16 protein-coding genes are annotated in these 19,844 nt (G+C 69.0%); 14 read left to right on the top strand and 2 right to left on the bottom strand.

Annotated elements, in window-relative coordinates; genetic code table 11:
* Positions 1-93 precede the first annotated feature (93 nt).
* The gene (locus IE107_RS10410) at positions 94-624 is read left to right on the top strand and encodes a GbsR/MarR family transcriptional regulator (RefSeq protein WP_189543401.1); all 531 of its coding nucleotides are present in this window, start codon (positions 94-96) and stop codon (positions 622-624) included.
* Between the two features lie 221 nt (positions 625-845).
* On the opposite strand, the gene IE107_RS10415 is transcribed toward IE107_RS10410, so the two are convergent.
* A complete protein-coding gene (locus tag IE107_RS10415; RefSeq protein ID WP_189543402.1) occupies positions 846-1,703 on the bottom strand; it encodes a diacylglycerol kinase family protein in 858 nt (285 codons plus the stop codon).
* A 186-nt stretch (positions 1,704-1,889) separates the two neighbouring features.
* Here IE107_RS10415 and IE107_RS10420 point away from each other — a divergent pair, with 186 nt between their 5' ends.
* The 11 genes from IE107_RS10420 (at position 1,890) to IE107_RS10470 (ending at position 15,858) form a co-directional block, all read left to right on the top strand.
* On the top strand, positions 1,890-3,173 hold the full coding sequence (locus IE107_RS10420; protein WP_189543403.1) for an adenylosuccinate synthase: 1,284 nt from the start codon (positions 1,890-1,892) through the stop codon (positions 3,171-3,173).
* Between the two features lie 106 nt (positions 3,174-3,279).
* Positions 3,280-4,548 carry an AAA family ATPase gene (locus IE107_RS10425; protein ID WP_189543404.1) on the top strand — a complete coding sequence of 423 codons (1,269 nt, stop codon included), beginning with the start codon at positions 3,280-3,282 and terminating at the stop codon, positions 4,546-4,548.
* Positions 4,548-5,285 (top strand): RloB family protein, encoded by a 738-nt coding sequence (locus IE107_RS10430; protein WP_189543405.1) that lies wholly within the window; start codon positions 4,548-4,550, stop codon positions 5,283-5,285. Before IE107_RS10425 ends, IE107_RS10430 begins: the two co-directional genes overlap by 1 nt.
* A gap of 97 nt (positions 5,286-5,382) precedes the next feature.
* A complete protein-coding gene (locus IE107_RS10435; protein WP_189543406.1) occupies positions 5,383-8,109 on the top strand; it encodes a type I restriction-modification system subunit M in 2,727 nt (908 codons plus the stop codon).
* Complete coding sequence (locus IE107_RS10440) at positions 8,099-9,358, top strand: restriction endonuclease subunit S (protein WP_189543407.1); 1,260 nt, start codon at positions 8,099-8,101, stop codon at positions 9,356-9,358. Before IE107_RS10435 ends, IE107_RS10440 begins: the two co-directional genes overlap by 11 nt.
* 15 nt (positions 9,359-9,373) lie before the next feature.
* Entirely contained in the window at positions 9,374-10,216 is an 843-nt protein-coding gene (locus tag IE107_RS10445; protein WP_229866818.1) for a helix-turn-helix domain-containing protein, read from the top strand.
* Between the two features lie 13 nt (positions 10,217-10,229).
* Entirely contained in the window at positions 10,230-10,418 is a 189-nt protein-coding gene (locus IE107_RS10450; protein ID WP_189543408.1) for a DUF397 domain-containing protein, read from the top strand.
* A gap of 192 nt (positions 10,419-10,610) precedes the next feature.
* Positions 10,611-10,937 carry a hypothetical protein gene (locus IE107_RS10455; RefSeq protein WP_189543409.1) on the top strand — a complete coding sequence of 109 codons (327 nt, stop codon included), beginning with the start codon at positions 10,611-10,613 and terminating at the stop codon, positions 10,935-10,937.
* Complete coding sequence (locus tag IE107_RS10460; protein ID WP_189543410.1) at positions 10,937-11,203, top strand: hypothetical protein; 267 nt, start codon at positions 10,937-10,939, stop codon at positions 11,201-11,203. The genes IE107_RS10455 and IE107_RS10460 overlap by 1 nt, the downstream gene beginning before the upstream one ends.
* A gap of 151 nt (positions 11,204-11,354) precedes the next feature.
* Entirely contained in the window at positions 11,355-15,047 is a 3,693-nt protein-coding gene (locus tag IE107_RS10465) for a type I restriction endonuclease subunit R (protein WP_189543411.1), read from the top strand.
* A gap of 4 nt (positions 15,048-15,051) precedes the next feature.
* The gene (locus IE107_RS10470; protein ID WP_229866820.1) at positions 15,052-15,858 is read left to right on the top strand and encodes a M48 family metallopeptidase; all 807 of its coding nucleotides are present in this window, start codon (positions 15,052-15,054) and stop codon (positions 15,856-15,858) included.
* 10 nt (positions 15,859-15,868) lie between these two features.
* Here the strand turns inward: IE107_RS10470 and IE107_RS10475 are convergent, their stop codons facing one another.
* Entirely contained in the window at positions 15,869-17,353 is a 1,485-nt protein-coding gene (locus tag IE107_RS10475; protein WP_189543463.1) for a PucR family transcriptional regulator, read from the bottom strand.
* 338 nt (positions 17,354-17,691) lie between these two features.
* Between IE107_RS10475 and dnaN the strand changes: the two genes are divergently transcribed.
* Positions 17,692-18,828, top strand: a complete 1,137-nt coding sequence (gene dnaN, locus IE107_RS10480; protein WP_189543412.1) for a DNA polymerase III subunit beta — start codon at positions 17,692-17,694, stop codon at positions 18,826-18,828.
* A gap of 70 nt (positions 18,829-18,898) precedes the next feature.
* A complete protein-coding gene (locus IE107_RS10485) occupies positions 18,899-19,729 on the top strand; it encodes a phosphotransferase family protein (protein WP_189543413.1) in 831 nt (276 codons plus the stop codon).
* The last annotated feature ends 115 nt before the right edge of the window (positions 19,730-19,844 follow it).

Genomic DNA, 19,844 nt, shown 5'->3' on the forward strand with positions numbered 1-19,844 from the left:
ACGTACGCTACTTTCACAAATTTGTGAAGTTAAGGAAGCGTATAAAGTTGGCGTTGTGGCGGGGGCGGGGAAGACAGGGGAGACGATCGGGCGATGACCAGCGAAACCGAACAGAGCGTGAGCTCCGGGCGTGACGCGGAGGCCGTGTCGCGGTTCGTGGAGCGGTTCGCGTCCGAGATGACCGAGGCGGGGATGCAGCGGATGGCGTCCCGGGTCTTCGCCGCGCTCCTCGCGGACGACGACGGCTCCATGACCTCCGCCGAGCTCGCCATGGCGCTGCAGATCAGCCCGGCGGCCGTGTCCGGCGCGGTCAACTACCTCACGCAGGTCAGCATGGTCGGCCGCGAGCGCGAGCCGGGCTCGCGCCGCGACCGCTACCGCCTGCACGACGAGGTCTGGTACACCACGTTCACCAACCGCGACCGGGTGCTGACCCGCTGGGAGAGCACCCTCAAGGAGGGCGTCCGCATCCTGGGCGAGGACACCCCGGCCGGCGCCCGGATCGCCGAGACGGTGGCGTTCTTCGAGTTCCTGCAGGCGGAGCTGGCCGGGGCGATGGACCGCTGGCACGAGCACCGCAAGACGCTCGGCCTTCCGGCCCGCGACGGGCACGCGAACGCCTGACGGGCCCGCGACCGCCTGACGCGTGGACGCGCTATCGCCTGACTGACGGGCACGCGCGAACGCCTGACGGGCCTGTGGGCGCTGTGGCAAGCGGCGCGGGGCCCGACAGGCGGGTGTGCGCGCCCGTCACATCGGGCCGGGGATCATTTCCGCCAGGGTGGCGAGGCCGCACCGATTCCGATCGCCGAGGGGAGCACACGCTTTCGCCCCCTGGGCGGAAGCTACCCTTCCGCCACCGGCAGCATCAGTCCCCAGGCGCCCGCCCGCACCGTCCAGGTCCGCGTCCGCACCGGGCCGCCGACCTGGATGTCCGCCCGGTAGCGGAAGTCCGCGCCCGAGACCGTGACGGCCTTCGCCTCCGTCGTCACCGGATCGGCCGACGGCGGGCGGATCACCACCTCCGCGAGGCCCCCGTCGCCGCCCTGCGAGGTCACGGTCACCGATTCGACCGGGCGGTCCAGGTCGTTCAGCAGGACGCCGTCGGCCTCGACCCGCAGCCGGTGCGTGGGCGGCGGGGCGGCGGGTGTCGCCGGAGCGGGGCGCACCAGGGTGCGGACCAGATTGCGGCAGGTGTCCCAGACCGCGGTGACCCCCGTGTGCCCGGCCGCCGCGCCCGGCAGCGTGCTCAGGGCCGGGATGTGCAGCGCGCCCAGGACCACGCCGTCGCTGTCGTCGACCAGCAGGTCCAGCTTGCGCGCTGCGCCGTCCAGCGCGGTGCGCGCCGCCGCCACCGCGCCCATCGGCACGCCGAGCGAATGGGCGAGTTCCAGCGCGGCCGCAGTGCCGACCGGGACCAGCGAGAGCGTGCTCCCGCCCGGCTCCCGCTCCCGGTGCAACTGGGCCACCGCCCGCCGCAGCGCACGGTCGTCGCCGACCACCACCGGCCGTCGACTGCCCCGGCGGGACAGGGCACGGGCGAATTCCTCGGGCCCGTCGGGCAGGCAGATCTTGGCGTGTGAACCGGCGCTCAGCACGTCCTTCGCGATACGCACGGACTCGCCGTCGGTCCGGCGGGCGACCGGGTCGATGACCACCAGCAGCTGGTGCGCACCGTCGCCGGGGGGCTGGGCAGCCGACACCTCGGTCCTTCCTCGGGTAGCATCTTGGTGCAAGAGCCCCTTGCGCTATTGCGCCAGGGGCTTCGTCTATTCCGGGGCACCCGGTTCGACGGTTCAGGCCTTGTCGTACATCGTCGTACGGCATGTACGACGTTTACGTACGCCCCCTGACCTTGGACATGCCCCGCCCGGAAGGGGTGTACGCCTGTGCCCGCACTTGTGCTGCTCGGTGCTCAGTGGGGTGACGAGGGCAAGGGAAAGGCCACCGACCTCCTCGGTGGATCCGTGGACTATGTGGTGCGCTACCAAGGTGGCAACAACGCCGGCCATACGGTGGTCGTCGGTGACCAGAAGTACGCACTGCATCTCCTCCCCTCCGGAATCCTTTCGCCGGGATGTACCCCGGTCATCGGAAACGGTGTCGTCGTCGACCCGGCCGTCCTGCTCTCCGAGCTGAGTGGGCTGAACGACCGCGGCGTGGACACGTCCAAGCTGCTGATCAGCGGCAATGCCCATTTGATCACCCCGTACAACGTCACGATCGACAAGGTGACGGAACGGTTCCTCGGGAAGCGCAAGATCGGCACGACCGGTCGCGGCATCGGCCCGACATACGCCGACAAGATCAACCGGGTGGGCATCCGCGTCCAGGACCTCTACGACGAGTCGATCCTGGAGCAGAAGGTCGAGGCGGCCCTGGAGCAGAAGAACCAGCTCCTCGCCAAGGTCTTCAACCGGCGCGCGATCGAGTCCGGCAGGATCGTCGAGGAGATGCTCCAGTACGCGGAGCAGATCAAGCCGTACGTCGCCGACACGACGCTGGTCCTGAACAACGCCATCGACGCGGGCAAGGTCGTCCTTTTCGAGGGCGGCCAGGGCACGCTGCTCGACGTCGACCACGGCACGTACCCCTTCGTCACCTCGTCGAACCCGACCGCGGGCGGCGCCTGCACCGGTGCCGGCGTGGGCCCGACGAAGATCAGCCGGGTCATCGGCATCCTCAAGGCGTACACCACCCGCGTCGGCGCCGGCCCGTTCCCGACGGAGCTGTTCGACGAGGACGGCGAGGCGCTGCGCCGGATCGGCGGCGAGCGCGGTGTCACCACCGGCCGCGACCGTCGCTGCGGCTGGTTCGACGCGGTCATCGCGCGGTACGCGACCCGGGTCAACGGCCTCACCGACTTCTTCCTCACCAAGCTGGACGTGCTGACCGGCTGGGAGCAGATCCCGGTCTGCGTGGCGTACGAGATCGACGGCAAGCGCGTCGAGGAACTCCCGTACAGCCAGACCGACTTCCACCACGCGAAGCCGGTCTACGAGATGCTGCCGGGCTGGTCCGAGGACATCACGAAGGCGAAGACCTTCGCCGACCTGCCGAAGAACGCGCAGGCGTACGTGAAGGCGCTGGAGGACATGTCCGGCGCCCCGATCTCCGCGATCGGCGTCGGCCCCGGCCGCACCGAGACCATCGAGATCAACTCCTTCCTGTAGGGAACACCGCAGCGGCGGCCGACAGGCATGAGGTGTCGGCCGCCGCTGCGCACCTGCCCCACGGGCTGGATGGTGTGACTAGTCTGTCCGCCATGAAGGAGACAGGATGCTGCTGAGATTCCGGGTGGCGAACGTCCGGTCCCTGCGCGACGAGCAGGAACTGTCGTTCGTCGTGCCCGAGGGGAGCGAGAGGGAACGGGCCGCAGCGCGTGAGCTTGCCTTCTCGGACGGCAGTCGGCTCCCTGTTCACACCGTCGTCGGTGTCTTCGGAGCCAATGCCTCCGGTAAATCCAATGTGATCGCCGCGCTGAAGAACATGCGGCATGCGGTCCTGCGCTCCTACGCCGACTGGACGTCCTACGACGGTATCCCTCGTGACGAGTTCGCCCTTGACCCCAAGGCCGCGTCGGAGACCTCCTTGTACGAGGCGGACTTCGTCCTTGACGACGGTGTTCGCTGGACGTACGGATTCGAGCTGGGCGCGCGGCGGGTCGAGGCGGAATGGCTCTACGCCTACCCCAAGGGCCGGCGCCAGGTGTGGTTCGAGCGGGACGCCAGCCGGGACAAGGACTTCGAATTCCCTGGCGAACGGCTCCACGACCGCACGCGTCTCGCCCGTACGACGCGGCCGGACGCCCTCCTTCTGACCCGCGCCGCCAACGACGGGCACGAACAACTCACGCCGATCTTCGACTGGTTCAAGAACAACCTCTGGGACGTCACCCCCGAGACCGAGCGCACTCAGCGCGAGGACTACACGGCCATGCAGCTGCTGCGAAGCGAGGATTTCCAGCGCAGGGCCGAGGAACTGCTGAAGGTGGCCGATCTCGGTATCGCGGGCGTGGAAGTCGAGCAGTCGTCGTCCGGACGACCCGTGGTACGGCTGATCCACGCGGGCGGTGGCGAGCGGACGGCGATGGACTGGTCCTCGGAGTCCTGGGGGACTCGCTCCTGGTTCGCGTTGATCGGTCCGCTCCTGCTCGCCCTCGACACCGGCGCGGTGCTGCTCATCGACGAGCTGGACGCCAGCCTGCACTCGCGCTTCGCAGCAGAGGTCGTACGTCTTTTCCAGGCCCCCTGGGTGAATCCGAAGGGTGCGCAGCTGATCTTCACCGGGCACGATCCCTCTCTGCTGCGGACACCGGGCGGCGGCCGGCTCCTGGAGCCGGGACAGCTGTGGCTCACCGAGAAGGACGAGCGGGGCGCGACGGAGCTGTCGTCCGTCGCCGACTGGGATCCCACGGACGAGGAAGACCTGATGGCGTCGTATCTCGCGGGGTCCTTCGGCGCGGTGCCGAAGGTCTCCGAGGGCCAGATCGGGCGACGGCTGATGCGGACGGACGACTTGGCTCGGATGGAGGCGGAAGAGGTCTGATGGCGAGGCCAAGGGGAGGGGACAGCGTTTCCCGGAAGAAGGGCGGCGCGAAGGGCCGTAAGAACCGCGCCCGCCAGGTGTACATCTTCACCGAGGGCGAGGTCACCGAGCCCGAGTACATCGACATCATCGTGAAGAAGGGCACCCCGGCCACGCCGGGCCGCAGCGTCGATTACCACTTCGAGAACGAGAACGCCGTAGGCAAGCACCGCAAGCCGTACGCCATGGTCAAGGACGCCGTCCGCACCCTGCGCAAGGTCGAGCGGGAGGCCAGGGACGCCGGACTGAAGCAGGACGACGACTGGAACTGGCCCCAGGTGTGGGTGCTCTTCGACCGTGACGACCATCTGAACATCACCGAGGCCAGGCAGCTCGCGGACAAGGAAGGGGTCAAGATCGCCTACTCGCACCCCTGCTTCGAACTCTGGCGGCTCCTGCACTACACGAACTACACCAGCAGCTTCGGTGGTGTCTGCTCGGACGCCAACAGCCGCCTACGCTCGCGCCCCGGCTTCGCGGCGACGTACGGACGACAGGTACGTACCGTCTCCGAGCAGCAGTCGAAGCACATGCGCGAGGAACAGGTGCTGAGCGCCGACGGACAGCGTTACGCGTCCGCCAAAAAGTTCGCGCAGAAGATCAATGCCGCTCAGCTCCCGGTCAATCCCGAGAAGTGGGACCCGTACACCGATGTCTGGTGTTTCGTTGAGGACGGACTGCTCCTCAGCGGCTATTAGGCTGCATCGGGGTACGTCCTCAATCGGCCGGGCGGCCCACCGCCCGCTTCCCCTGCTTCTTCGCCGGCACAGCATCACACCACCTGGGAGTCCGTCCGTGGCCAAGCTCACGCTCGATCAACTGGAGCGTCACCTCTTCGCCGCGGCGGACATCCTGCGCGGCACCATGGACGCCGCCGAGTACCGCGACTTCCTGCTGGTGCTGCTGTTCCTGAAGCGGGTGAACGACGAGTTCGACGCCGCCCGTGACCGGATCATCGACGAAGAGATGGCGCAGGGTGCGAGCCGGGAAGAGGCCGAGGAGGAGGCGGACGAGCCCAACCGCTACACGGCCGACAGGATCATGTACGTCCCCGCGTTGGCACGCTGGGGACGGCTGGCCGGCGCGGTGGACGACGTGGCGACGAGCTACCTCCAGCCCGCCCTCGATGTCCTGGAGGGCCAGAAGGGCAACGAGGGGCTCCGTGGCCTCTTCGGGCATGTGAACTTCAACCGGATCGGCGGAGGCGGCGGCACCGGAACGTCGGCGGCCAAGCTCGCGGACAAGCGGCTCTCCGCGCTCATCGGCCATTTCGGGAGTCTGCGGCTGCGGGGCGAGGACTTCGAGTTCCCGGACGTCATCGGGGCCGCGTACGAGTACCTGCTGAAGGACTTCGCCGACTCGGCGGGTGCCAAGGGCGGCGAGTTCTACACCCCGCGTGCGGTCGTGCGGATGATGGTCGAGCTGGCACGCCCGCACGCCGGCCAGCATGTGTACGACCCGTGCGTCGGCTCCGGCGGAATGCTCATCCACACCAAGGAGTACATCGAGGAGCACGGCGGCGACACCGAGGACCTGGCCCTGGCGGGACAGGACGCCAACAACGGCTCCTGGGTCATGGCCACCATGAACATGCTGTTCCACGGCGCCAGCGACTTCGACCTCAAGATCGGTGACACGCTCACCAACCCGTTGCACGCCGACAAGTCGTACGACGTGGTGCTCAGCAACCCGCCCTTCTCCATGGACTACAGCGCGGACGAGCTGCCCGACCTCGACGGCCGTATGAAGTACGGATACACGTCGGAGAAGGGCAAGGCCGACCTGATGTTCCTCCAGCACATGCTGTACATGGTGGAGGGTCGGGGCGGCTCGGTCTTCACCGTGATGCCGCACGGCGTGCTGTTCCGCGGTGGCGCGGAGGGAGACATCCGGGCCCGGCTCATCGAGGACGACCTGCTGGAGGCCGTGATCGGCCTCCCGTCCAACATCTTCTACGGCACCGGCATCCCCGCCTGCGTGCTGGTGCTGCGGGCGAGGGGCCAGAAGCACCAGGACCGGCAGGACAAGGTCCTGTTCATCAACGCCGACCGTGAGTTCCACTCCGAGCGAGCACAGAACATTCTGCTGCCGGAGCATGTGGAAAAGATCGTCTCCACATTCCACGACGAGGTGGGCGACGGTACGGGCGTGCCACGGTTCGCCCGGTGGGTGGAGCGGGACGAGCTGAAGAAGAACGCGTACAACCTCAACATCCGCCGCTATGTGGACAACACCCCGCCGCCCGAGCCGCAGGACGTACGCGCGCACCTGACGGGCGGGGTGCCGAAGTCGGAGATCGCCGAGGCCGAGAAGGCGGAGGTGCTGGGTGCGTACCGGATCGGTATCACGGACCTGTTCGCCGAGCGCACGCCCGATTCCGCGTACGTCGACTTCCTTCCTGAGGACGAGCGGCCGGACGCCGGGCGGCTGACCGCACTGGCCGAGGGCCGGGAGCGGGAGCTGTGGGAGGCGTTCGACAAGTGGTGGGCGGTGGAGACGGAACAGATCGCTTCTTTGGCTCCCTACAAGGATGACGACCGTACGGAGTTCGAGAAGCGGTCCCAGCTTGCCCGGCTGCGAGCCGACCTGATCGCCTCGTTCCGTGAGCTGCTGCTCGGCGTGGACCTGCTGGACCGGTACGCGCTCGCGGGAGCGGTAGCCGGGTGGTGGCAGGACGCCAGGAACGAGCTCAAGGCACTGGCTGGCAACGGCTTCAAGGGCGTCGTCGAAGGCTGGGTCGACACGGTCGAGACGATGCTTGAGCCGGAGCCCAATCCGTGGACGGGCGGCGCCCGCAAGCGGTCGGGCGCGGAGCGGCGCCAGGCGTATGGTCACAAGGTCGTGGCCCGGATCGCCCCGGACTTTCTGCGCGAACTGGCCGAGGCGGACGCGCTCAAGGCCAAGCTGGACGGGAAGGTGAAGGCGGCCGAGGAAGCGGAGGCCGCGAGGGCTGCTGCGGCGGCGGGCGTTACGGAGCAGGGCGAGGGCGAGGCCTCCGAGGACGCTGCGGCCCTCGATCCGGCGGTGGCGGACGCGTTGCTCAGCGAGCCGGACCTGAAGAAGCTGAAGAAGGAGCGGACGGCGGCCGGCAAGGCGGTGAAGGCGCTGGAGGAGGCGTTCTACCCGCTGGACGGGATGGGGGGCGGCATGAAGGCCGCTGCCCTTGCCACTGTCGGGAAGAAGAGGGCGAAGGCTGCGGAGTCCGCCTCCAACGGGCAGACGACGCTGGACGTGACGGGTGCCGATACCGCTGCCGACAAGGAGCGGCCCACGCCTCGTCTGCACGAGGTGCGCGACGCGCTGGACGAGGCGGGTGCGCGCGAGATCGTGCTCGGCATCCTCCGGGACGACTTGGCGTCGAAGCTGGAGGGCCATGTCGTGCGTCGGCGGCGGGAGTTGATCGAAACGTATCTGGGCTGGGAGCGGAAGTACCTGGTGTCGCTGCGCGATATCGAGACGCGTCGCGAGGCTGCGGCGAAGCGGCTGGACGGGTTCCTGAAGGAGCTGGGTTATGTCGGCTGAAAGGGGCGATATCCGCTGGGTTCCCGTGGGGGAGGTCGGTGAGGTGCGGATGGGTAAGCAGCTTTCGCCGGCCAGTAGCCAGGCGGACGGCATGCATGCTCCATACCTTCGTGTCGCCAACGTCCTGGACGGCCGGATCGACTACTCCGATGTGAAGACGATGAGCTTCAGCCCCTCGGAGCGGCAGAAGTATGGGCTGGAGCCTGGGGACATCCTGCTCAATGAGGGGCAGAGCCTGGAGCTGGTTGGCCGCAGCGCGATCTACGACGGGCCGCCGAGCGAGTATTTCTTTCAGAACACTCTCATCCGATTTCGGAGTGGCCCAGGTGTGGTTCCGGCGTATGCGCGTGAGGTCTTCAGAAGCTGGCTGAACGACGGGACATTTGCTTCGATCGCGAAGAAGACTACGAGTGTTGCGCACCTTGGCGGAGACAGGTTCGCGAAGCTTGCATTCCCTTTGGCTTCTCTTGTTCAGCAGCGTCGAATCGTCGAGATTTTGGGCGCGGTTACCGAATCGGAGCGTGCGGCTGAGGTAGCGATCGCGAAGCTTCGATCCGTCCGGAGCGGAAGTGTATTGCGGGGAATGGCGGCGATCACGGCCCGCGACGTGCCGGCTGGATGGGATCGGACATGTCTTCGCGAGGTGGTTCCGTCAGTGGACTACGGGATCTCAGTTGCGCTGGACGAGGAGAGTCGCGGCATCCCGACACTCCGAATGAATAACCTCCATGATGGACGCCCTGAGCTCAGTGACCTGCGTTACTGTCCGCAGCCTGTGCACTCCAAGCATCTTCTGCAGGTGGGCGACGTGCTCTTCAACAGGACCAACAGTATTGAGCACATCGGTAAATCGTGTATGTGGGGCGGCGAGCTCGATAGGGCAACATTTGCTTCCTACCTGGTGCGCCTGAATCCCGATCCTCGGCGACTCGCTCCGCGGTATCTGGTTGAGTGGTTGCAGCATCCTGTAACCCGGCAACGCGTGCGTTCGATTTCGACGGTTGCGGTTCAGCAAGTGAATGTTAACCCTTCGAGACTTCGGGAGTTGGTCATCGATTTTCCGACCGACTTGGAGGAGCAAGGCAGGCTTATTGCGAGTCTGGAAATGTGTGATCGTCGAATCTTGGCAGAACAAGAGAGTCTGGCCAAGCTTCGGGATGTGAAGCGGGGGATTTCTGATGCGCTACTCGGCGGCTTGTCTGGAACTCTCGGGAACCTGACGGAGATCGCCAAAGTAGACCTGGTGTAACGGGAGAGATGGCGCGTGCCTGTCAGAAAGCCGTCCACCGAGCGGCAGCGGCGTCTCGGTGCCGAGTTGCGCAGGATGCGCGAGCACATTGGGATGTCGATCAACGAGGCCGCCACCCTTCACCGCACCACCGTCAGCAACACCGAGTCCGCACGCTCCGGCGTCAGCAGTGACCGCGTGCGGGTATGGGCGACGAACTACCGCTGCCCGGACGCGCAGTACATTGATGGGCTCGTTGCCATGGCCAGGGAGCGCGGGCCCAACTGGTGGGACGAGTACCGGGGCTCGCTGCCCGCCGGCCTGCTGGACATTGCCGAGATGGAGCATCACGCGTCGATGCTGCGGTCGGCGCAGATCATGCACATGCCGGGCATGCTCCAGCAGCCCGACTACATGCGAGGCATTTTCGCGGAAGCGGTGCCGACCATGGACCCCGCAGATCTGGAGCGACACATCGAGTTCCGGGTCAGGCGCTCCGCGCTCCTTGATCGCCCCGACCCGCCCGCGTGTGAATTTCTCGTTCACGAGTCCGCGTTGCGGATGCGGTTCGGTGATCGCAACGTACTGCGCAGGCAGCTTGAGTACCTGCTCGCGCAGATCGAGCGACCCAACGTCACTCTCCGCGTAGTGCCATTCGACGCGGGTGGGTTTGCCAACGCGGGGAGTTCGACCCTGTATGCATGCGGCCCGGTGCCTGCGCTGGACACGGTTCAGATCGATGTCCCCACCGGAGTGACCTTCCTGCACGCAGAGACCTACCTTGTGAACTACCGTGCGGTTCTTGATCGTATGCGCGAACGTGCCATCGAGCCGGAGGCGTCCATCGGCTTCATCCGGCGGGTGGCGAAAGGGATCTGAAGGTTGGGAATCAGTGGATCTTCACTGGCGTAAGTCGTCCTTCTCCGCAGACACGGGGAGCTGCGTCGAGCTGGCAGAGGAGGGCGGGGACATCCTCCTGCGGGAGAGCGATGACCCTGAGGTGATCGTCCGGACTACGCGGAAGAAGCTCCGGGCGTTCCTGGCGGGCGCCAAGGCGGGGGAGTTCGACGACTTCGCGTAGGAGGCGGGCAACGTCTCGGCATATGCCATTCCATCCCAGTTCGCACAACATGTTGTCTCGTGCCACATGTGGGCCGTACTGTGGGTGTTGCGTAACTAACACGGTGTGATGGTGGCCGGTTGGTTCACGTGAAGCGCCCCGGCAGTGTGCAACCACCCCGGGGCATGGCCAACGCCTCTGAGGAGCGTCAGCATGTTCCACCGTATCCGCACCCACCAGCCACGAACACTCGTGCACCTGGTCCTGCTGCCCCTGGCGCGCGTCCTGCGCGCGCTCACTCCCGTTCCCGCATCGGTGTCCGCGCCCCGCGTCGGCACCCGCCCCCAGCCCCAACCGCCGTACGCGCCCCGCCCCCTCCACGCCGTCCTCCGTACCCGCTCCTACGCCCTCGACGACGAACGCCGTTTCCGCCGCACCGCGATGCGGCTCGCGCTCGACGGGATCGTGGTCCTGCCCGGGGTGAGCCAAGCGCACAGTGTCGGCAGCCCGGCGCTCACGACGACGAAGGCGGCAGCCTGATGAGCGCAGACCAGGTACGTGTCAGCCGGGTACCCAGCAAGCCTGTGCGGCGGGAGGCGGACGGGGCGCTGTCCATCGATCTCTGGCTGCGCCGTGACGGGGCCTTCGAGGCCGACGCGGCACTGCGGTTGACGCCCGCCGAGGCGGAGGTCCTGCACGCCCAGCTCTGTTACGCGCTGGACGACGAGACCGCCGCGCTGATCACCCCGGAGGCGAGCCGGCCCGACTGCCGCAAGGCCGTCCTCACCAGCCGCAACCGCGCCTGACGGGCGGTTCCGGAGAGATCACCGACACCACGGACACCCAGGCACCGCACCGCAGTTGCGGGGCCTGGGCCGCACCCCTGTCCGACGGCTGACGCACAATGGACCCTCGCACGGTTCACACGTACGTCGGTACGCAGGGGAGGCGCGGGAGATGGCTGCCGAAGCGGTCGAGGGCACGACCGAGCGGGTCGAGGCGGAGTGGCCGCTGCTGGAGCATCTCAAGGCGATGGGATGGCAGCACATCGAGGGCGCCCGGCTGAAGGCAGCGAAGGAGCGCGACGACTTCAGGGACGTGCTGCTGGAGTCGCGGCTGCGGGCCGCCGTGCGCCGGCACTCGTCGTGGATGACGGATGACGCGCACACCGACCCGGCCGTCCATCAACTGCGTGCCGCCGCACGCCACGTATCCGCGCAGTCGCTGCCGCAGGCCAACCGGGACGCGACCCAGCTCCTCCTGCACGGTGTCCTGCATCCAGGACCGGATGACCGGGACGTGAAGACGCCGTTCGTCGACTGGTCGTACGAGGCGCTGGAGGGCAGCCGGGACGAGGTCCTGGCCCGTAACGACTATCTCGTCGTCGACCAACTCCGGGTCTGTGACGCGGACGGCAAGCCCGCCGTGCTGGACCTCGTGCTGTTCGTGAACGGCATCCCGCTCGTCGTCATCGAGTGCAAGTCGCCGGACGTCCGGGATCCGCTGGGCAAGGCCATCCGTGACCTGCGCGCCTACACCGGGCGCCCGGTGGACGACGACACCCGCAGGGGACCGGGCGCGCTGCGGGGGGTCCCCCATCTGTTCGCGCCTGTTCAACTGTTGGTCGCGGCCGACGGAAAGGACGCCGCCCTCGGGACGTACTCCTCCTCCGAGGAGCACTACGCCCTGTGGCGCAGTATCGGATCGGACTACGAGAAACCGGGGTACCTCCGACAGGAGCTGCGCGGCTGGGGGCTTCTTGATGCCAAGGCGCAGCCCACGCTCCAGCAGCAGTTGACCGCGATCGTCCTCAAGCCCGGCAATCTGCTCAACATCGTCCGGCACTACGTCTTCGAGAAGCCGCTCGGAGGCGAGAGGAGCGACGGAGCGAAGCGGAGCCGGACCGTGGAGCCCAGGACGGCGAAGGTGGTCTGCCGGCATCAGCAGTACCGGGCGACCGAGAAGATCGTCGAGCGGCTGCGTACCCGTCGCAGCCGACGCGTCACGGGCGAGGACCTCGACAAGCGCGGTGGTGTCATCTGGCACACCCAGGGTGCGGGCAAGAGCTTCACCATGCAGTTCCTCGCCCGGCGGCTGCACGCGAGCCCGGACCCCGGGCTGAACGGCATCACACTCGTCGCCGTCACCGACCGCACCGACCTCCAGCGGCAATTGCGCAAGGCCGTAGCGCTGAGTGACTCCGACGTTCGTGAGGCGAAGTCCCGGACGGACCTGGAGAACCTGCTGCGCCGGGCCGGACGAGACGGCGGGCGAGCGGTCGTCTTCGCGACCATTCAGAAGTTCCTCGGTGATCTGGTCGGCGGCAAGGACGGGGCGGGCGACACTGCGGGCGGCGAGGACCGGGCGCTGGAGGAGGACTTCGAAGCGGCACGGCGGAAGATCGCGGCAGGTGAGAGCGCGCAGGAGGTCGCCGATCCCGCGCCGGACGCCAAGACCCTGAGCAAGGCCGAACGGATCTTCCCCGAGTGCAGCGACTCGGACCGGGTCCTCGTCCTCGTCGACGAGGCCCACCGCTCCCACACCTCCGTCCTCCACGCCTGCCTGCGCAAGGCCCTGCCCAACGCGGCCAGGATCGGCTTCACCGGCACCCCGCTCATGGAGGGCAGGCTGAACGACACAGGGCGCATCTTCGGTCTGGAGCCGAGCACCGAACCGGGCGGAGAGCCGCAATTCCTCGACACCTACCGCATGGCCGAGGCGGAACGCGACAAGGTCGTCGTGCCCGTGCGATACGAGGGCCGGGCCACCTCCGCCGAGGTGCGCGCCAAGGAGCACATGGACGAGTGCTTCGAGGACCTCATCGAACCGCTCGAAGAGGTCGAACGGGCGCGGGTGCGGGCGAAGTACGGCACCCCTTCCAAGCGGGCCGTGGCCGAGTCCGCCCCGCTGATCCGCCGCAAAGCGGTCGACATGCTGGAGCACTACGTCACCGGTCCGCTGACCGGCGGGTTCAAGGCCCAGGTGGCGGTCGTCAGCAGGCGGGCCGCGGTCATCTACCGCAACGCGCTGCGGGACGCGCGGACCGAACTGCTGCTGCGAGTCCAGGACTTCGACAGAAGCGGGCGAAGGGAATCCCTCAGAGGCCGGGCGCCGGAGTCGTACACCCCGGAGGAATCGCTTCTCCTGCGTGCCTGGCAGTTCCAGGAGCTGCTGCGGCGTATCGACTTCGTGCCTGTGATCTCGGCGGGCTCGGAGCAGAAGGACGGGCTGTGGCGCGAGTGGACCGATGAGAAGAACCAGCGCGAGCACATCGCCCGGTTCCTCCAGCCGTTCCCCCAGCTGCCCCCGGACAATCCCTGGGCGGTCACCCCCCGGGCGGAGCCGAATCCCGTTCCTGCCGGTTCCACCGGCGGTATGAATCCCTGGAGCGATCTGGTCTGGGGCACGAAGGAGGCGGCCGATCCGCCGCCCGTCGCCTTCCTCATCGTGAAGTCCATGCTGCTCACCGGCTTCGACGCGCCCATCGAGCAGGCGCTCTACCTGGACCGGCCGATCCGCGACGCCGAACTGCTCCAGGCGATCGCCCGGGTCAACCGGCCCGCCCGCCGCAAGACCGAGGGCCTGGTGATCGACTACTACGGCGTACTGAGCAACCTCGCCGTGACCCTCGCCGCCTACCGGGGCAACCCGCGCGCCGTCGACTCACTGCGCGACATGTCCGACGAGCTGCCGGAGCTCGGCAGGACGGCGGAGGAGTTCAGCGAGTTCCTGGCGGCGGAGGGAATCGACGCGGACGGTCTCACGACGAGAGCAGGACTGGCCCAAGCGGTGCTCGCCCTCTCGGACCCCACGCGGCGGGCTGACTTCGACAGGACGCTCGGCGCGTTCCTGGGGGCGGTGGACCGTGTTCTGCCGCACGAGGGCGCCCTGGAGTTCGTCCCCGACGCGCGGGCGTGGAGTGTGCTCCAGATGCGCGTACGTCGCCACTACCGCGACGAGACCGGCGGTGGCTTCGTGATGCGTGGCTACGGGCGCAAGGTGCGCGCGTTGATCGCCGATCACCTGGAAGCACAAGAGGTGGCCCAGGCCATTCCGCCGGTGTCGATCCTCGCTCCCGACTTCGACGAGGTGGTCAGCAGGCTTCCGGTCCGGGAGGCGGCGGCCGAACAGATCCAGGGTCTGCGGTACCACCTTGAGGAGCGGCAGGCGGTGGAGGACCGGGCGGTGTACCGGCAGCTGTCCGCAGAGCTGGAGCGGGTGCTGGAAGAGTTCGCCGGACGCTGGGACGCGATCAGCCGCGAGCTGGGCCCGCTGGTCGAGCGGGCACGGCAGGCCGAGGAGATCGACCCCGTCATTGCCGACCTGACGCCGATGGAGCAGCGGCTCTACGTACTTCTCGGCGAGAAACTGGCGGAGAGCGAGCTCTTCGACGACCCGGCACCGGAGGAGCTGCGTCGCGTCGTGGCCGAGGTGTACGACGAGATCACCAGCCGGGTGCGGCTGGCCTCCTTCGGCGGTGGCGCGGCGCACGTCGCGAGGCTTGAGGCGTGCCTCTACGCACGGCTGCGCGCGGCCGGATACCGGCACGGGGGCGAGGGGCGCAAGGAAGTGAACCGGCTCGCCTCGACACTCGCGGGGTACGCCACGCAGCACCTGGAGGCCTTCCGGTCCGAGGCGCGGAGAGAATAGCCGCATGCCCACCCAGCTCCCTGACCCGGCCGCCCTCGGCGAGCCCGCGCTCACCGAGGACGGGACCCTGGTCGTCGACGGGCGGGAGCTGAGGGTACGGATCAGTCTCCGCCGTCGGCGTCTGGGCCTGACGGTCGAGCGGGACAGGTCGCTCACCCTGCACGTGCCCAAGGGGTGCGGGCTCCGGCGCGCGGAAGACTTCGTACGCGGCAGCGCGGGCTGGATCGACACCAAGGCGCGTCTCAGCGAAGAGCGCCGCCAACTCCATCCCACGCGCTCACTCAGGGACGGTGAGATCCACCGTTACCTGGGGCGGGACTACAGGCTCCTCGTCGTCGACGCCATGGAGCCGGACACGGGCCCGTCCGCGGCGCCCGCTGTACGGCTCGTGGCGGGCCGACTGCGCCTGGACAGCACCACTGCCGCCGATCCTGTTCTCGCGCGGAAGGCGCTCGCCGACTGGTACAGCCGGGCTGGGGAGCGCTGGATGCGCGGCCGACTCCAGCCATTCGCTGCGCGGATGGACGTTCCCGAGTCGTCGGTGCGGGTCCGGGATCTTGGACACCGCTGGGGAAGCTACCGTTCTGGAGCATCGGGTGGCGGAGTCATCTCGCTGCACTGGGCCACCTTCCAGCTGCCGATCCACCTGGTCGACTATGTCGTCGCTCACGAGCTTGCGCATGCGCGTGTGCCGGGGCATGGACCCGCGTACTGGCGGTTGTTGGGCCGAGCGCTTCCGGAGTGTCACCGGCTGAAGGAAGAGCTGGACGAACTGGGGCGGCGGGTATGGATGGGCGACCTGGGCTGCTGACGCCCCGTCCTCAGCGGGGACCCGCGGCTCCCGCTCCCGTGACGTCCAGGGAGCGGAAGGCGAGCCACAGGTCGTAACGGGCACTGGGTGCCTGGAGCAGCGAGCGGCCGAGCACCGATTCGAGCCGGGTGAGGCGCTTGCGGACCCCCGGCACCGAGATGTCCAACGCCTCTGCGGTCGGGGTGAGCTGGGCCTCGCAGCGCAGCCAGGTGCGCAGGGTGTCCTGCGGGTCGGCCGCGCTCCTGGGGGCGTCGGGACCGGTCAGCGGGCGCAGTTGCTGGACCGCCCATTCCCGTACGGCCGGGACGCGCAGGATGTCGTCCAGGGCGAGGGACGGCTGAGCCGCCTTCTCCTCGCGGCGGGCCTTTTCGTGTCCGGTGGGGGTGGCGCGGATGCGCAGGGCGAGGTCGAGGGCGGCCTGGTCGCCGACCCGGTTCAGGTCGAGGCCGAGCAGTTCACCGATCAGCCGGAGCCGGGCGGCCAGGGTGTTCCGGTGGATCTTCAGATGCTGGGTCGCGTGCGAGGAGAACGCGAGCCAGGAGGCGAGCGTCGCCGCAAGTTCTTGGCTGCCCGGGTCCTGACTGCGCCGGGGCAGATACGTGAGCAGCGGGTGCAGCAGCTCGTCCGCCCACCGCACGCCGTCCGCCCCGGCGGCCACGGCCGGGTCCGGCGCCGAGCCGAAGCAAGCGTGCCGGTCCGGCAGCCCCCGGGCCACGGCCAGCGCGTGGAACGCCTGGCGGTAGCCGGTCGCCGTGTCGGGCAGCGGCAGGTCCTCGCTCACCCCCACGACGCACTCCGTCACCACCTCGGCGACCCGGAGGCCGAGCCGCTGTTCGGCCGCGTCCGCGTCCGCCGGCACGACGAGGATCAGATGGCGCGCGTAGACCGGGCAACGGACGATCCAGGACCGTCCGCCGGAGAGTTCCGTGCAGATCCGTGCCACCTCGTCCCGGCGGCCGACCGGGCATTCCACGACGTACACCCGGACGGGGTCGGGCAGCGTGGGCCGCAGGGCGCCCGCCACTTGGTGCGCTATGGACAGCTGACCCGTCATGAGCAGGTGCAGCACCGCCTCCCGGCTGCGGGACTCCGCGAGGTCGACGCGGCGCCGCTTGCGCTCCACGGCCTCCGCGGCCCAGCACATGGCGAGCGGCATCGTCACGTCGGAGAGCAGGATGGCGAGCCCGTCCGGCAGCGGGCGCGGCGCGACCACGGCGAGGATCGGGGCGGGAGCGTCCGGCGGGCCGTCCAGCGGGAACAGCAGTGCGGTGTGCGGGCCCCGGTCGAAGGCGAAGGAGCGCGCGTCGAGCTTCGACAGGCCCCTCGCGTACTCGCCCGCCAGCGCGGCCGCCCCGACGCCCGTACCGTCCGGGCTGCGGGTCACGCCGTGCAGCACGGTGCCGTCCCCGTCGAGCAGCCCGGCCCAGCCCGCCGCCCGGCCGGACACCCAGTGCAGAAGCTCCCGCGACCCCCCGGACCGGGCCAGCCGGTACATCCGCAGTACGTCGTCGGCCCGTTCCCGCGCGTGCACAGATCCTCCGCTCCTGCCCAAAACCGGAATGCAGGCTACCGGTTTGATTGTGCGGAGTGATACCCATGACAGCCCACACAGTGCGAATCGAAGCTTCCGGGTACCTACCCGAGGACCTAGAGTTCGAACACGGTTGCGGCACCTTCGGGGGAGGGGTACGGGGGCGACAGCAGCGGCTCACGGGGGTGGCCGCTGTCGCGTCGGCCGCAACCGTTCCACTTCTTCCGTTGTCAGTGGCGGCCCCTAGTGTCGGCCTCGCGATCACGACCGTGATCGGAGCCGACGGGGGAGAGGCCGCCGCCATGGAATTCCGCATTGAGCGCAGCACACTGACCGATGCCGTGGCGTGGGCCGCCCGGGTGCTGCCCACCCGCTCACCCGTTCCGGTGCTGGGCGGGCTGCTGCTGGAGGCGGCCGACGGCCGGCTGCGCATCTCCGGGCTGGACTACGAGGCGTCCGCCCGCATCGAGGTGGAGGCGGAGACCGTACGGGCCGGCAGGGTGCTGGTCATGGGCCGCAGGCTGCTCGATGTCTGCCGGGTGCTGCCCGAGAAGGCGGTGGAGTGCGCGGTCGAGGGTTCACGGTTCTCGCTGGCGAGCGACGGTGCCCGGTTCGGCCTCTCGGTGCTGCCGTTCGACGACTACCCGCCGCTGCCGTCGCTGCCGGAGGTGCTCGGTGAGGTGGACGCGGAGGAGTTCGCGGCGGCCGTGGCCCATGTGGCGGTGGCGGCGGGCCGGGACGACACACTGCCGACGCTGACCGGCATCCGGCTGGCACTGGACGGCGACAGGATGACGCTCGCCGCCACGGACCGCTACCGGTTCGCGGTGCGCACCCTTGCCTGGAAGCCCGGCGCGGCCGGTGCCCCGGACAGTTCCCCGGCCGACGTCGTGGTCTCTGCCCGCAGGCTCACCGAGATCGCCCGCTCCTTCGGCCGGGGCGGCATGGTCCGGCTCGCGCTGGATGGCGGCTCGGCCGGATTCGAGCTGGCCGGGATGCGTACGACGGTGCGTCTGCTCGACGGCCGGCTGCCGCGTCACGACAAGCTGTTCACGATGACCGGCGCGGTCACGGCACAGACGGACCGGGCGCCCCTGGTCGAGGCCGTCAAGCGGGTCGCCGTGGTCGCGGAGGGCGGCAGCCCGCTCCACCTCACCTTCTCCGAAGGCTCGGTGCTGCTCCAGGCGGGCTACGAGGACGATGTCGCCTCGCAGCGACTGCCCGCCGCGCTGGAGGGCGCCGACGACCTGACGGTCGCCTTCAACCCCGCGTATCTGATGGACGCCCTGGGCTCGTTCGACAACCCCGTGATCAGGTTCCAGCTGATGGGCCCCGGCCAGCGCGCGATGGTCACCGGCCGGACGCCCGGCGAGGATCCGGAGGAGGGCTCCCGCCCCGCCCACCAGCACCTGCTGATGTCGGCGAGGCCGCTGCTCTGAGGGGCCGCGCCGCAGGACGGCCGCCCGGGAGGAGTTGGCCGTACGCGCCCCGCTCGGCAGGATCGGTGCCATGAACTCCGTGCGGTGGAGCACCCATGTGATCGAGATCCGCGACGACGACGTGACGAAGCGGTACCGGAAGGGCGACGTCCGTGCCCTGCTCGACCGCGAGTGGCGGGCCCTGACCCTGCTCGACGCCCATGCGCCGGGGCTCGCCCCCACACCGATCGCCGTCGATCGCGACGCCGTTCCGCCGACGGTGGTGATGTCACGTGTGCCGGGGGTCCCGTTGCGGGGGTCCCCGGTGGACGCGGCGCGGACGGCGGCGCTGGCCGAGACGCTCGACGCGCTGTACAGGGCGGTCCCGTACGACCGTCTCGCCCGGGTGCCGGTGCGTCCGGACCACCAGGCCGGGCTGGTCGCGCGGCTGCGCACCTGGCACGGCCGGGGACCCGGGCCGGCTGCCGGATCCGTGGTGCGGGCGGCGCTGCGCGAGGGCATGGCCTGGCTGGACCGGCCGGGGCTCGCCACCGCGCCGGACGTCCCCGGGGCACCGGTCTTCGGTCCCGGTGACGGTAACCTCGCCAACTACCTCTGGGACGAGGGCGCTTCCCGGATCCGGGTGGTCGACTTCGAGGACTCCGGCCGCAGTGATCGTGCCTTCGAACTGGCGGAGATCACGGAGCACGTCTCCGGCTGGGTCGACGGAGGTTTCGACGCCACGGCCTTCCTCGGCTGTTTCGACCTGACCGCCGAGGAGCACGTCCGCCTGCGCGAGTGCCGTCGTCTGCTCGCGCTGACCTGGTTGTTCATCCTCTCGTTCGAAGATCCCGCGCATCGCGTGAACCCGCCCGGTACGGCTGAGCGGCAGGCGGGCCGGCTGCGTGAGCTGCTCGGCTGACCGACGTGGACACCTGGACTCGTGGTGTGCAGGTCCATGGCGAGGCTGACGTGGGGGCCGGGCGATCCGCCCGGCCCCCACGCTTCATCCGCTTGCAGGAGCAGCTACCGGGACC

It is taken from the genome of Streptomyces gelaticus, assembly GCF_014649535.1.
Lineage (GTDB): Bacteria > Actinomycetota > Actinomycetes > Streptomycetales > Streptomycetaceae > Streptomyces > Streptomyces gelaticus.

Coding starts and splice junctions, on each gene's coding strand:
- IE107_RS10410 (WP_189543401.1), top strand. CDS start 94: ATGACCAGCGAAACCGAACAGAGCGTGAGCTCCGGGCGTGACGCGGAG.
- IE107_RS10425 (WP_189543404.1), top strand. CDS start 3,280: ATGCTGCTGAGATTCCGGGTGGCGAACGTCCGGTCCCTGCGCGACGAG.
- IE107_RS10430 (WP_189543405.1), top strand. CDS start 4,548: ATGGCGAGGCCAAGGGGAGGGGACAGCGTTTCCCGGAAGAAGGGCGGC.
- IE107_RS10440 (WP_189543407.1), top strand. CDS start 8,099: ATGTCGGCTGAAAGGGGCGATATCCGCTGGGTTCCCGTGGGGGAGGTC.
- IE107_RS10455 (WP_189543409.1), top strand. CDS start 10,611: ATGTTCCACCGTATCCGCACCCACCAGCCACGAACACTCGTGCACCTG.
- IE107_RS10460 (WP_189543410.1), top strand. CDS start 10,937: ATGAGCGCAGACCAGGTACGTGTCAGCCGGGTACCCAGCAAGCCTGTG.
- IE107_RS10465 (WP_189543411.1), top strand. CDS start 11,355: ATGGCTGCCGAAGCGGTCGAGGGCACGACCGAGCGGGTCGAGGCGGAG.
- IE107_RS10470 (WP_229866820.1), top strand. CDS start 15,052: ATGCCCACCCAGCTCCCTGACCCGGCCGCCCTCGGCGAGCCCGCGCTC.
- IE107_RS10475 (WP_189543463.1), bottom strand. CDS start 17,353: ATGTACCGGCTGGCCCGGTCCGGGGGGTCGCGGGAGCTTCTGCACTGG.
- dnaN (WP_189543412.1), top strand. CDS start 17,692: ATGGAATTCCGCATTGAGCGCAGCACACTGACCGATGCCGTGGCGTGG.
- IE107_RS10485 (WP_189543413.1), top strand. CDS start 18,899: ATGAACTCCGTGCGGTGGAGCACCCATGTGATCGAGATCCGCGACGAC.